The sequence below is a fragment of the Thermovirga sp. genome (assembly GCF_017656375.1).
Classification (GTDB): Bacteria; Synergistota; Synergistia; order Synergistales; family Thermovirgaceae; genus Thermovirga.
Genome location: NZ_JACDOB010000002.1, coordinates 33,537 through 47,444 on the forward strand (window position 1 = coordinate 33,537; position 13,908 = coordinate 47,444).

Below are 13,908 nucleotides of genomic sequence, written 5' to 3' on the forward strand. Positions count from 1 at the left end.
TATTATTCCTTTATCACGTTCCTCCTTTTACTGCTTTGGGCGCATGGTTGGGAAAAGTATCACGTCTCTTATCGATCGAGAATTGGTCAAAAACATAGTTAACCTGTCAATTCCCACGCCAAGCCCCCCCGTAGGAGGAAGTCCATACTCAAGCGCTGTAATGAAATCTTCATCGAAGACATGGGCTTCTTCATCGCCTTCTTCTTTCTTCCTAGCCTGATCCATAAAGCGCTCCCTTTGATCTAATGGATCATTGAGCTCGCTGAAGGCATTAGCAACTTCGTTACCATAAATATAAAGCTCGAACCTGTTAGTGAAATCTGGGTTCTCCGGATTACGCTTGGCCAAAGGTGAAATTTCAGTAGGATGCCCTATAACGAACGTTGGCTGAATTAGTTTATCCTCAACGAACGTCTCAAAAAGCTCCGCTAATATAACAAAACGGCTTTCATTACCCTTTATCTCAAGTCCTTTTTTCTTCGCAAAAGCCCGGGCTTCTTCGTCAGACTCAATACTGCTAAGATCATATCCACAATACTCCTTCACTAAGTCCTTCATTGAAGCCCTCCTAAACGGCGGCTCCAAAATCAACTCAGTTCCCTGGTAATTTATCTTCCTCTGCCCCACAGCATCTGCCGCGGCAACAACTAGCTCCTCGGTCAAATTCATTATATCTTCATAGTCCGCATAAGCCCAATAGACCTCCAGGGCAGTGAATTCAGGATTGTGCATTATGTCGATACCCTCATTCCTGAAATTTTTACCAATCTCATATACTCTTCCTAACATACCAACTATTAATCTTTTCAGATAAAGCTCCGTCGCTATACGAAGATAAAGATTAATACCCAAGGCATTGTGATAAGTTATAAATGGTCTTGCGTTAGCCCCTCCAGCTATAGGCGATAAAATAGGAGTTTCCACCTCTATAGTCCCGTGCTTTTCCAATACATCCCTTATAGCTCTTATTATCTTAGCTCTTTTTCGGAAAGTATCTCTTATGTCTGGGTTAGCTATTAAATCTACATACCTTTGCCTGTAACGTATTTCCGTATCTTTCAAGCCATGCCACTTCTCCGGAAGAGGCCTTAAAGCTTTGGACAAAAGCTTAAACTCTTTAACCAGAATAGAAAGCTCTCCACGCCTCGTTCTAATGGGTTTACCCACTATTCCTATAAAATCCCCTGTATCTACCCATTTTTTGAAGAAGGAATATTGATCCTCCCCCATAGCATTTACCTGAAAACATAGCTGTATGGTGTCATATTCATCAGCCAAATCAAGAAAGGATGCTTTCCCGTGCTTTCTTATAGTCATTATGCGTCCTGCAGTTTCTATATCTTCTTCACCCATTTCATCGGGCTTCAAATACTCATATTTTTCCTTAACATAGCCTAAGGTGTGCTTACGATCCCATTTTTCTACCTTAAACGGATCGTATCCCTCTTCTTCTCTCAATCTTTTCAGTTTATCAGTTCTTTGTTTTAAAATTTCATCTTCGGGCATTAACATGTCGCCTCTCTTTTCTACCATAGCTCCTGGCCCCTTTCAAAATGATCTGAATAATCTATTATTGCTGCTTCAAAATCGTCCCACTTTTTGGCACTACCAACATTTCTACGAAAAGTAGATACGCCATTAAACCCTCTAAAAATACCTGACACAAGCCTCTTTATCAAGATAAGTGCTAAATTTTCTCCCGCTTCTTCCCTAAGGTTATATGCAAAAGTTCTAAAAAGCGCAATGCGCTCTTTGACACTGGGGTCACACAAAGTTCTATTAGCTATTTCATAGTCTAACCTTTGCAGGATGGAAGGGACAATAAAAGGATCTTTCATAGCTCCTCTTGCCAACAATACAGCAACACATCCGTTTTCGAGATAATCCAAAGCATCATTTACAGTGAAAACGTCCCCCGAACCGCTTATATATCCTGGAAATCTTTTTGCCGCTTCAAACACGACATTTTTGTCTGCATACCCCTCGTACTTTTGTTTGGGAGTTCTCCCATGCAGTGAGACATGAACTGCCCCTGCCGATATCATCCTATCTATAAAAGCCAAGGTATCTGAATAATTATCTGAAATTTTGCGGATTTTTATCCATACTGGCTTTTGAAAAACCATTAAGCCCTTTATCATCCTCTCGGCTCCCTCTATGTTCTTCAAAAGACTGGCCCCGGCCCCCTTTTTCAGTACTTTTGGCATAGGACACGCCATATTTATGCTTATAGCAGCCCACTTATCCTGCTTTAAGGCAAGTTCCGCACCTTTCAGAAGAGTATCAGTATCTCCAGCAAAAAGCTGGATTACCACAGGAGGAGCTTCCCCAAAGGTTTCCATCATCCTGAAAGTTTTCTTGCTGCCGTGCACCAACCCTGCACAGCTTATCATTTCTGTATGCGTTAGTCCTGCTCCAAGAGCCTTATAAAACTTTCTAACCGCAGGTATGGTTATTCCGGCAAGGGGGGCCAACCATACAGGGTTTAGATCTTTTCCAGCAAACCTAGTGTCCAGCACTAGCTACACCTCTTCGAGCCTATTAGCGTTTTGTTCATAGATAAAACGAAGGCCTTCCAAAGTTAACCACGGGTCTACATATTGAATTTTCCCTGAGAGAGAAGCTATTTTCTGTGCGTCCCCTCCAGTTGCTATGACTGTAAGTTCTCCTCCTAGTTCACCCTCTATTTTCTCTACAAGATGATCTACTAGCCCCGCAAAGCCGTATAAAATTCCAGACTGAATAGACTCCATAGTGTTTTTACCTATTACAGTTTCAGGAACATCAAAGGATACTTTAGGCAGCTTTGCTGTCTTTCCAAAAAGAGCCTCTACGCTAGTAGCAAGCCCCGGTGCGATAATTCCTCCTAAATACTCCCTATCCTTTGAGACTACATCCAACGTTATGGCCGTTCCAAAGTCTACTATAATCATAGGTGCATGATATTTTTTTATACCTGCCACGGCGTTAACAAGTCTATCCGCACCAACTTCCGTTGGGTTTTTATAAGCAATTCTTATACCTAAATTCAGATTACTACTTACCTTAAGACAGTCCACATTCAAATATTGCTTTATCCCACAAGCCCACGGATAATCTAACGGAGGGACAACGCTGCTCATTACGGCTCCCTTTATTTGACTTGTAGAAATCCTTCCAACCTTAAGAAGGTTCAAAAGGTACACCCCTATCTCGTCTGCTGTCCTATTGTGGGATCTCAACCTCCAATGACATATAAGCTCCTCTTCCTTAAACACTCCGACCACTGTATGAGTGTTGCCTATATCCACCACCAACAGCATAAAAATCATTCCTTCCATAAGCTATGGTAAAACAACACCAAGAAAGACTACAAAAATAGCAGCACATGCAGCAAGTAAAACCGATAATAACCAATTTCCCCATACATTTTTATATACAGAATACATTATCATCAACACTACGATCGGAAAAGGGAAAAAGCTTACCCCTATTTTAATAGGCAATAGAGAAACCATCATATCTGCTAAATTATGCCAAAGCGCCAAGACAAACTCCACTGGCAATACAACAATGTAGCTCCAGTTCGCTGTTCCACTAAAGACGGTAGGCAAAATAGCCAAAAAAGACCCTACAGGTAAAAGAACGCTAAAAAATGGAATAGCGAACATGTTTATTATAATACCCACCAAAGGGACCTCGCCAAAAGCTCTTGAAACAACAGCCCCTGTAGTGAACCAAATAGCTGGCAAAGCGGCCAATTTCCTCCAGCTATTTTTATTTATCCCTAGAACACTCAAAGTAAGAACAGACAAAACAGAAAGCCTAAACCCCAGATCCCAGAACCAAAGCGGTTTGATTAACAACAATATAATTGAAGCTACACAGACCGTATTCAAGAGTTTAGGAGGCCTCCCTACCACCCTGGCTAAAAGAAAAATTTGAAACATTATGGCCGCCCTTATAGCACTAACTTGCGCTCCAGAAGCCAGCACATAGAGCCAAAGAAGAAAAGATTGTATCCATATATTTTTCTTTATAAAGCACGACACCAAAAGCACAACTAGGCCAACATGGAACCCTGAAATAGCCAATATATGAGAAGTGCCCCATCTGCTATGAGCCTTTTGCAACTCGGGGTCCCTCACGCCCAGCCATGCTGCCAAAAGATATCCCCTCGTCAAGGGAGGTAAAGATAATAAGATCCTTTCCTTAAGAGTCCTGCGCCATCTAGCCAAAGAAAACCTGCTCACGCCATCCAACTCAACATTCTCAGGAACTAGAATTTTCTTTACTCCTCGCACCTTCCAATACAGGCCCTCATTGAAGCCTTCTTGAAAGTCATACTCAAGCGGCTTGGCTTTACCCGAAAACTTAGCTATATCGCCTTCTCTAAAAGTGCTAATAGCTGGAAGTTTCATCAAATACTTTTCTCCACCCATTCCGCCAACCACCACCGCTCGACGCCCTCCCCATGCTCTTTCTAGCAGCACGATCCCTCTTCCTGCGACGTCATGCGATCTTTTCTCTTCCCTTCGATCAAACTCTAATCTCGCACATAAGGAAAAGGCAATAAACAAGAACACCATACTAAATAGAACCGAAAATGAGATGAATCGAGGAAAAGTCTTTTTAGTATTCGAAAGCACGATAAACCAAAAAACAAAAAAAGCTGAGGCACAGCTTACCCATATAGGTAGCCTTTTACCGTAAAGATACAAGGCTACCCAAAGCCCTACAGCTACAGGGAATCCAGGAGCAAAAGACAGTATGCTTATGGCATTACCACTACGTGCTCCTTTATTCTTTCCAACTTCTTGGGACCAATCCCCTTTACAGAAAGAAGATCTTCCACACATTTGAAAGGCCCATTACTACTTCTATATCTAACTATTGCCTCAGCTGTTTTGGGACCTACGCCAGGCAGAGATTCCAACTCCTGCAAAGTTGCCTTATTGATATCTATTTTTCCTTCCGTATGCCCAACAACTTGGTTATTTAGCTCAATAAAAGTGCCAGAATCATAGCCCCCAGATATAGTTTGTCCCTCAGAAATAGCCTTATCTCCCTTTCTTGGTACATGCAAGTGAGCACCATCAAATAAAGGAGCTGCCATATTAAAGGCTTCGCTATCTGCTTCTTCCGTCAGCCCTCCAGCTTTCTCTACCAGTTCATATACCCTTGCTTTTTGATGAATTTTATAAACTCCAGGGTACCTAACCGCCCCCGTAACATAAACTACCCAAAGTTCTAATTCTTTATTCTCTACCTTTGGTTCTGAATAAGAATCTTCATGCAAGGTAACCTGTGCAACGTCTGGAGATTTATCATCATAAAGGTTAAGGGCAGGACCTGCTACGTTTTTAGGTTCCTCCTTAACCCAAGAACCGGCAAATAAAGCTATCATACCTGCCGCCAACAAAAAACATAAGAATCCTCCTAGCAACAGGAGCAAGGCTTTCCATCTACTGAACTTACTTCCTAACTGCATATCAGCCACCCTCTAATTGAGAATTTTCTCCAGCCTGCCACGAAGGCACCAATGTTCTGCTCCAGTTATAGTTACTTCAACAAAGTTACCGAGAAGCTCCGGTGTGCCCTTGACTAAAACCACCTTATCTGTAGGTGTACGGCCTTGTAAAAGTCCCTCCCCCTTAGGTGGAAGGCTATCGAGTAACACTCGGTATCTTTTACCCTTCAAACTCAAGTTGATCTCGTAAGATATTTGATTTTGCAATTCATTGGCCATGTTAAGTCTTTTATATTTTTCCTCCTCTGATAGCTGATCTTTCATCTTAGCACCAATGGTTCCCTCTCTGGGCGAGTATGCTGCCGTATGCACCAAGTCAAACCTGAAGTGCCTAAGTGCATCCAATGATGCCTGAAAGTCCTCCTCCGTTTCCCCAGGAAACCCCACAATTAAATCACTGGTTATAGCAACATCTTCTAATTTACTTCTTATCGCCTCAATAATCTTCGCATACTGCTCTACGTTATATCCTCTATTCATTAAAGAGAGAATCCTGTCACTTCCGGATTGAATTGGCAAATTTATGGCTGGGCAGATCTTGGGATTTTCTGCCATGACATCAATTATGTCTTCTGTAAAATCCTTGGGATGAGAGGTTAAAAACCTCACCAAATCCACTCGCTTATCTGAGGCTACATCTTTTAACAAGTTTGAGAATCTATATCCATCTTTAAAATCCGTTCCATAAGAATTGACATTCTGTCCAAGAAGAATTATTTCTCTAACTCCATCGGACACCAGCAAATCTATTTCTTTGAAAATTTCTTCTGGAGCCCTGGAACGAAAACGGCCCCTTGTATAGGGCACTATACAGTATGTGCAGAAATTATCACAGCCATGAGCAATAGTTATATAGGCTCTCCAAGGGTTCTCCCGCCTCAATGGAGGACAATCAAGGTCCGCAAGTTCTTTGGGATCATCTAAGATCAACACACGTTCTTTATCTTTTAAAATTCTAGAAATTTCTGATGGTACTCTACCAAGATTTCTGGGGCCTGCCACCAAACAAACACTCTTGAATCTATCCATAAACTTACTGCCCAATCTCTGAGCCATGCACCCTACGACAGCTATCAGGGGCTTACCTTTCCCTCTCCACCTAGCATCCAGCCTTCCTATCTCACTCCACACCTTCTGTTCCGCTTTTTCTCTAATGCTACACGTGACAAACATTACTAAATCAGGCTTATCTTCTACCGAAACCTCACAAAAACCTTCTTTGGCCATAGCTGTCCTTAACCTCTCAGCATCATAAACATTCATCTGACAGCCATATACTTTTATCGCATAACTCTTCAATTACAATACCTCCATTATCAACTAAGTTGTTTATCAAAACCAATGGAAATGATACCATTTTTATGGTCTTTTTGATTGCTAGGACACTAAATTTTTTAAACACATATAAGGAGGAAGCTTTTTTGAAAAGTATCACCTTCAATGGCTTAATTATTTTTTTCTGGATGTTATTAATAGCAATGTCACCCACCCCTTCTCAAGGATCAGACTCCAAAGAAGTCTTTCCTATATTGCAGGGTTGGAAAATTCAGGACCAATTTTACGTGCCTATTAAATCAGCGAAAGGCATAGAAGGCCTCTGGGCTGAAGCAACTTACAAAAAAACACCTATTCCCCCAATGAAAGTGGTGATCATTGAAGGGAAAAATATAATCTGGAAACAACTTAAAAATACAGCCCCATCTGAGAGTAAAGGGCTTTTTGATGCTGAATCAACATACGAAACAGTTATAATTAAAGGGAAAAAGGGCATTATGGAAAGTCACCCAATTCTGGGTATTAGCCTTGTACTTCCCATGACGCCCCAAAAAACAATAACCTTCGAAACTAAAGGGTCGAAAACATTACTCCTTGAATTTGTCCAATCTTTCCTAAAAGAAATAACAAAAGACAAAAAATGATTGCAAACATTACTTTTTATACCTAGAGACTATAGACATAGCTACAGCTTGCAGTGCTTCTATACTGTTTATACATGGGATTCCTGACTCTATCGCCGCCCTCCTTATCTTGAATCCATCACTCAAGGAACTCATATTATTCGAGGGAACGTTAAATACGATGTCCCATTTTTTATTCATTATGTCCTTCAATAATCCTTCCCCCTTGGCTTCTTTCTTGCACGGAATCCCCCATTTTTCCAAAACTTCTCCAGTTCCCTCAGTCGCGTAAATCTCCCATCCAATGGCACTAAAAGTTCCTGCAGTTGGAGCTATTTGAGACTTATACTCATCGCTCACCGTTAGCAATATTTTTCCTTTCAGCGGAATATGCCAGCCCGCTCCCTCAAAACCTTCTCTAAGAGCCTCAGACACGGTATCCGAAACACCAAGAGACTCTCCTGTAGATTGCATAGCTGGACCTAACCGGTTATCCACACCAGGTAACTTCTCAGTCGAAAAAACGGGCACCTTAACTCCGAAAAGCCCCTTCGCTGGACATACGCTGCCTCTAATACCATAATCGGAGATTTTACTTCCCAGAGCCACAGAAACGGCTATTTCCACCAATGGAATACCCGACAGCTTTGCGGCTATTGGGACAGTCCTGCTGGCTCGTGGGTTAGCTTCTATTACATAGATCTCACCGCCAGAAAGCACAAACTGAATATTTATCAAGCCTCTCACACCCAAAGCTTTTGCCAGAACCGCCGTTATATCCAAAACCCTATCTTTCTGCCTGGAAGAGAGAGATACATCTGGGAAAATCGCTATAGAATCTCCTGAGTGAATTCCCGCCGGATCAAGATGCTCGAAAATGCCTGGCACAAAAACTTCATCTCCATCACAAAGGGCATCTACCTCAAATTCTTTACCTGGGATGAACCTATCTATAAGTACCTTTGCTTTTTTGTCAGTCCCAAGAGCTCTTTTCAATACCTCTTCCAGTTCTCTTTCTCTGGAAACTACCTGCATAGCAAGCCCACCTATGACAAAACTAGGCCTGACCATTACTGGGAAACCATTCTCCCTTACCCATGACAGGGCTTCTTCAACAGAAGTTACAGAAATCCCTTTAGGCTGAGGAATATTCAACTTCTCAAGAAGTCTTGAGAAGCTATCTCTGTCTTCAGCTGTCCTTACTGCTGAAGAGGGCATGCCCAAAAGCTCAATTCCTCTTTTCTCTAATTCTAATCCCAACTTGAGGGCAGTTTGGCCTCCAAAGCAAGCAAAAACTTTCGAAACGTTTTCCCTATCTAAAACAGGCAGTACATCTTCTACCGTCAATGGTTCAAAATAAAGTGCATCAGACATATCGTGATCCGTACTTACGGTTTCAGGATTATTATTGATCATTATTGCCCTGTATCCCAACCTCTTTATAGCCTCTACTGCCTTAACACAACAATAATCAAATTCAACGCCCTGGCCTATCCTTATAGGTCCTGAACCCAAGACCGCTATGGCCTCATCTTCATCAGCAAAATTTAAGCAATCACTTGATCCCAAACAAGTACCATACCAATAGCCAGAAGCAGAGGGAACTTCACCAGCAGTTCCATCCACCTCACGAAAAACCTTAGATATAGAAGACCAACTTTCATGATTTTCAAGTTCCTCTACACTTAAACCACAACAATGTGCCACATCTTCCACCGAAAAGCCAAATCTTCGAGCCTTGCTCAAAACCTCCTTGCTAGGTCCTTTGCTTGAAAGCTCCTTGAAGATATCCGCTACGATTTCAATCTGGCCTATAAAAAATTCATGTATTCCAGATTCTTTTGATATAGCTTCCTTACTGTACCCTCGTTTTAAAAGTTCCAGTATCGCCCACAGCCTTCTGTGAGTTGGACGACTAATTTCACTTAATAATTTTCCCTCGTTCATTGAAAGCACTTCATGGTTATGGATGTCATAAGGCAAATCCAGAGATCTTATGGCCTTCAGTAGGGCTTCAATAAATGTAACCCCAATCGCCATAACCTCACCTGTAGATTTCATTCTGGTCCCAATAAAGGGGTCGGCCTCAGGAAACTTCTCAAAAGGCCATCTTGGATACTTTACCACTACATAATCTAAAGCAGGTTCAGCCAGGGCACTACCAACTCCCGTCACGGGATTAGGCATGTCAGTCAAACTTATACCTAAAGCTATCTTAGCTGCCATCCTCGCTATGGGATAACCTGTCGCCTTGCTAGCTAAAGCGCTGGACCTACTTGCCCTTGGGTTTACCTCTATCACCACATATTCCTCTAAAGACGGAGAAACAGCAAATTGAACGTTACAAGCCCCTCTCACATCAAGAGCATCAACTATCCTGAAAGCAGCCAAACGAAGTCGCTGCCAAAAGTCATCAGGTAAAGTAAGAACAGGCGCCACAACCACACTATCTCCAGTGTGAACCCCCATAGGATCTAAATTTTCCATTCCACAAACACAGAGCTTGTTCCCAAAGCTATCCCTTACTATCTCGAGCTCAATTTCTCTCCAATTTTTAAGATATCTCTCAACTAAGACTCTTTTAACTGGGGAAGCTCGCAACCCTTCCTCAGTTATCTTGCGAAGCTCGCAAACATCAAAAGCCACTCCGCCTCCTGTGCCACCAAGAGTAAAATCTGGCCGCACTATGAAGGGGAGAGCCTCACAAGTGGCAAAATCCAAGGCTTCTTGAGGTGTAGAAACGTAAATACTGTTGACTACTGGCTCACCTATAGATTTCATCAAATCACGGAAAACATTTCTACCTTCAGCCTTTTTAACTGAATCAGCTGACGTTCCTAAGATAGAAACTCCATATTTTTCCCAAAAACCTTTTTCTTCCAAATCAACTAGAAGGTTTAACGCTGTTTGTCCCCCGAGAGTAGCTATCACTCCATCAGGCTTATGAGTTTTGACGATATCCTCCACTACTTCCGCAATAATTGGCCTTATATAGACCACATCAGCCACACTAATATCTGTCTGAATGGTTGCTGGATTGCTATTCAACAATATAACCTTATGGCCTTCTTCTTTAACTGCCCGACAAGCCTGGCTACCTGAATAATCGAACTCTGCAGCCTGACCCACCCTTATGGGGCCTGAACCAATGATTAGAACACTACGCTTCTTGGAGCTTCCTTTTGTCATCATAAAACCCCTTTCGTAGAAGCCACGAAATTGTCGAAGAAACACTCGTAATCTAAAGGGCCAGGGCTTCCTTCCGGATGAAACTGAACTCCCCATATAGGCAACCTTTCATGCATAATGCCTTCCACACTACCATCACCTAGATTTACATGAGTTACAATCATCCCTGTCCCCCTTAATGAAGATTCAACTACTGCATATCCGTGATTTTGGCTCGTAACAAGTCCTTTGCCTGAAATGAGATCTTTGACAGCATGGTTAGCGCCTCTATGCCCATATTTAAGCTTTTCTGTCATACCGCCAACTGCTAGTGCCAATATCTGCATGCCAAGACAAATACCAGCTATTGGCTTTTGCCCAATTAAATCACCAACTGTCTTTATTTCCGCCTCCAACAAAGACGGATCTCCCGGCCCATTGCTCAACAATATGCCGTCAGGATCCTCTCTTAGAATTTCTTCTGCCTCAGTGTTATGGGGAAAAATAATCACAGTACAATCTCTTTTTTGCAATTCTCTAACTATGTTTCTCTTTACCCCATAATCTACTAAAGCGATCTTAGGGCCTCTTTTCCCTTCCAGCCTTATAACTTCTTTAGTTGAAACTGTTTTCACCGGGTGTTCCTCTTGGGAGAGGGGAATCTCTTTCCTTTTATCCAAACACATGGCTCCTCTTAGGCAGCCACGCTCTCTCAAATGTATGACTAACCTTCGTGTGTCCACAAATTTCATCCATCCTACGCCATTTTCTATAAGCCATTCAGAAAAAGAAGGCCCCTCAAAAGCACCTTTTTCCATGCTCGTTACTACAACTCCACTTGCCCAAGGCTTATTACTTTCAAGGCGCTCAGGGTCAACGCCGTAATTCCCTATCATAGGAAACGCAAAGACTACTATCTGTCCTGCAAAAGACGGGTCAGACACTGCCTGGGGGTAGCCTACAGGAGTTGTATCAAAAACCACTTCTCCTTTTACCTCTATGCCCGGGCCAAAACCTTCCCAACACGAACCGTCCTCAAGAACAAGATACATAGGTTGCAGCTCACCCAAAAAAACACCCCCATAATAAAACCTAGTTTATGTAAATAAAAATAAGTACCAAAAGTTTACAATTCTAGATGATTATATTTGTTTCTACTCTCTTGTCAAGCTGCCTTGTTGCAAGAACACGATTGTGTTATAAAATGCACTAGTTTCTCTTAAAATTAAGTTGCTTACTCATAGGAGGCGGGGATTTTGATATTAGTAACTGGCGGAGCAGGGTACGTAGGAAGCCATACTGTCTTAGCCTTACTTGATAAAGGAATGGACGTAGTAGTTTTAGATAACCTTTCAACCGGACATAGAGATCTTGTGGGAAATGCAACCCTCGTTGTTGGAGACCTAACTGATAAGTCTTTCGTGGAGTCAGTTTTCGAAAAATTTCCAATAGAAGGTGTCTTTCACTTTGCAGCCAAAAGCATAGTTCCTGAATCTATGGAAAACCCCGATACTTATTACAGAAACAACATTATAGGCACTATAAATCTACTTTCCACAATGAAAAACCACGATGTCGACAAACTAGTATTTTCATCAACCGCCGCAATTTATGGCGAGCCAGACCAAATCCCAATAACCGAAGAGTCTCCTAAAAAGCCTCAAAACGTATATGGACACACAAAACTTTTTATAGAAGAAATACTGAAACAATATTTTAGAGCATATGCCTTAAAGAGCGTATCATTACGATACTTTAACGCTGCTGGAGCAGATCCCGAAGGAAGAGCAGGAGAGGACCATAACCCTGAAACTCACCTTTTACCCATAGCTTTTAACGTGGCCCTGGGCAAAAGGAAGGAATTTACTATATTCGGAAACGATTACCCTACTACAGATGGAACATGTATAAGAGATTTCATACATGTAAGCGATCTGGCAGAAGCTCATCTACTTGCCTTTGAAAAGTTAGAGAGCGGCGAGCTAAGTTGCCATTCCTTCAATCTGGGAAGTGAAAAAGGTTATAGTGTAAACCAAATAGTACAGACTGTAAAAGATATTACAGGCCGTGATTTTCCCGTCACATATGGTGAGCGAAGAGCTGGAGATCCAGCTATATTAATAGCTTCATCCCAACAGGCTCATGAAAAGCTACAATGGCGCCCTAAATACTCAAACCTTGAGTCCATAGTGTCTACTGCCTGGATGTGGCATAAAAAGCGTTTCAAATAAAGGCTGCTATATTCTTGGGTATCATATCAGAAATACATTCAGCACCATCAGGGGTTATGAGATAATTGTCCTCTATTCTCATACCCCCTACACCATTAACATATATACCGGGTTCCAGAGTTATAACATCCCCTACTTGAAGGGCATCTTCAGAAGAAAAGGATACGATTGGAGACTCATGGACATCCAGTCCTATTCCGTGGCCGGTACCGTGAGTAAAAAACTTTTCATATCCTGCCTTTTCCAAAACACGCCTGGCGGCCCAATCTACATCTTTCGCTTTTACCCCTGGCTTCAAAATTTGAGCAGCCGCATCTTGAGCCTCCAACAAAAGTTCATGTCGGTCTTGCCACTCTTTGGGAATCTCACCTAAAAAAATATTCCTAGTTATATCGCACACATATCCCTCATACCTGGCACCAAAATCAACTGTGATCCATTCTCCCTCAGTAAATTCTTTATCGGAAGCTTTTCCATGGGGCAATGCACTTCTAGCGCCAGATGCCACTATAAACTTGTGATCCTGCCAACCACCATCAGCGCCTACCATAGCGAGATTATATTCTAAAAGTGCGTCAAGCTCTTTTTCTCTCTTCACACCCTTTATTCCATTTACTGTTCTCCCTAAGGCAAGATGCGCTAACTCACATGCCTTTCTTATTAATGCAACTTCCTCTTTTGACTTTGTCCTTCTAATCGTTGCAACTTCACGAGAAACATCAAAGATTTCAGATTCTTTCTTTAACGACCAATATATTGTTGTCGGAATTTTATCTCCCTGTATACCTATCCTCTTGACGGAAAGTTTTTTCATAAGCTCCACAGATGCATCTAGCAAACGATTTCTCTTGCGGTCCACCACCTCAAAGGGAACTTCACCGGAAGCCTGAAGAGTATAACGGGCATCTGTAAGAAAGAAAGCCCTATCCCTAGTTATTATGACGGCACCGCTAGAACCCCTGAAGCCTGAAAAATAATAACAACTTTGCCAATTATAACCTTCCAACACAGGGATAAAAACTGCATCTGATACACCTAAATTAGCGTTTTTACGTAATTTCTCTAATCTTTCATCTATCAAGCCTCGAGAAAATACCATTTA

11 protein-coding genes are annotated in these 13,908 nt (G+C 42.0%); 2 read left to right on the top strand and 9 right to left on the bottom strand.

The window, feature by feature from the left end:
- Positions 1-27: 27 nt before the first annotated feature.
- From lysS to miaB, 6 genes are read right to left on the bottom strand one after another with little or no spacing between them, the layout of a single operon-like run.
- Complete coding sequence (gene lysS, locus H0Z23_RS01630; RefSeq protein ID WP_296867170.1) at positions 28-1,533, bottom strand: lysine--tRNA ligase; 1,506 nt, start codon at positions 1,531-1,533, stop codon at positions 28-30.
- Positions 1,527-2,519: a tRNA-dihydrouridine synthase gene (locus tag H0Z23_RS01635; RefSeq protein WP_296867172.1), complete on the bottom strand. Its 993-nt coding sequence runs from the start codon at positions 2,517-2,519 to the stop codon at positions 1,527-1,529. The genes lysS and H0Z23_RS01635 overlap by 7 nt, the downstream gene beginning before the upstream one ends.
- A gap of 3 nt (positions 2,520-2,522) precedes the next feature.
- Entirely contained in the window at positions 2,523-3,311 is a 789-nt protein-coding gene (locus H0Z23_RS01640; RefSeq protein WP_366928861.1) for a type III pantothenate kinase, read from the bottom strand.
- 12 nt (positions 3,312-3,323) lie between these two features.
- Positions 3,324-4,838: a ComEC/Rec2 family competence protein gene (locus tag H0Z23_RS01645; RefSeq protein WP_296867173.1), complete on the bottom strand. Its 1,515-nt coding sequence runs from the start codon at positions 4,836-4,838 to the stop codon at positions 3,324-3,326.
- A complete protein-coding gene (locus H0Z23_RS01650; protein ID WP_296867175.1) occupies positions 4,754-5,470 on the bottom strand; it encodes a helix-hairpin-helix domain-containing protein in 717 nt (238 codons plus the stop codon). The genes H0Z23_RS01645 and H0Z23_RS01650 overlap by 85 nt, the downstream gene beginning before the upstream one ends.
- A gap of 12 nt (positions 5,471-5,482) precedes the next feature.
- On the bottom strand, positions 5,483-6,808 hold the full coding sequence (gene miaB, locus H0Z23_RS01655) for a tRNA (N6-isopentenyl adenosine(37)-C2)-methylthiotransferase MiaB (protein ID WP_296867176.1): 1,326 nt from the start codon (positions 6,806-6,808) through the stop codon (positions 5,483-5,485).
- 26 nt (positions 6,809-6,834) lie between these two features.
- Here miaB and H0Z23_RS01660 point away from each other — a divergent pair, with 26 nt between their 5' ends.
- Entirely contained in the window at positions 6,835-7,428 is a 594-nt protein-coding gene (locus H0Z23_RS01660) for a hypothetical protein (RefSeq protein ID WP_296867179.1), read from the top strand.
- Positions 7,429-7,437: 9 nt separating this feature from the next.
- Here H0Z23_RS01660 and carB read toward each other — a convergent pair whose 3' ends face one another.
- Positions 7,438-10,596 carry a carbamoyl-phosphate synthase large subunit gene (gene carB, locus H0Z23_RS01665; RefSeq protein ID WP_296867181.1) on the bottom strand — a complete coding sequence of 1,053 codons (3,159 nt, stop codon included), beginning with the start codon at positions 10,594-10,596 and terminating at the stop codon, positions 7,438-7,440.
- Positions 10,596-11,645: a glutamine-hydrolyzing carbamoyl-phosphate synthase small subunit gene (carA, locus tag H0Z23_RS01670; RefSeq protein ID WP_296867183.1), complete on the bottom strand. Its 1,050-nt coding sequence runs from the start codon at positions 11,643-11,645 to the stop codon at positions 10,596-10,598. The genes carB and carA overlap by 1 nt, the downstream gene beginning before the upstream one ends.
- A 186-nt stretch (positions 11,646-11,831) precedes the next feature.
- On the opposite strand from carA, the gene galE reads away from it, so the two are divergent.
- On the top strand, positions 11,832-12,806 hold the full coding sequence (galE, locus tag H0Z23_RS01675; protein ID WP_296867185.1) for a UDP-glucose 4-epimerase GalE: 975 nt from the start codon (positions 11,832-11,834) through the stop codon (positions 12,804-12,806).
- Here the strand turns inward: galE and H0Z23_RS01680 are convergent.
- The gene (locus H0Z23_RS01680) at positions 12,799-13,905 is read right to left on the bottom strand and encodes a Xaa-Pro peptidase family protein (protein WP_296867187.1); all 1,107 of its coding nucleotides are present in this window, start codon (positions 13,903-13,905) and stop codon (positions 12,799-12,801) included. The genes galE and H0Z23_RS01680 overlap by 8 nt on opposite strands.
- Positions 13,906-13,908: the final 3 nt, after the last annotated feature.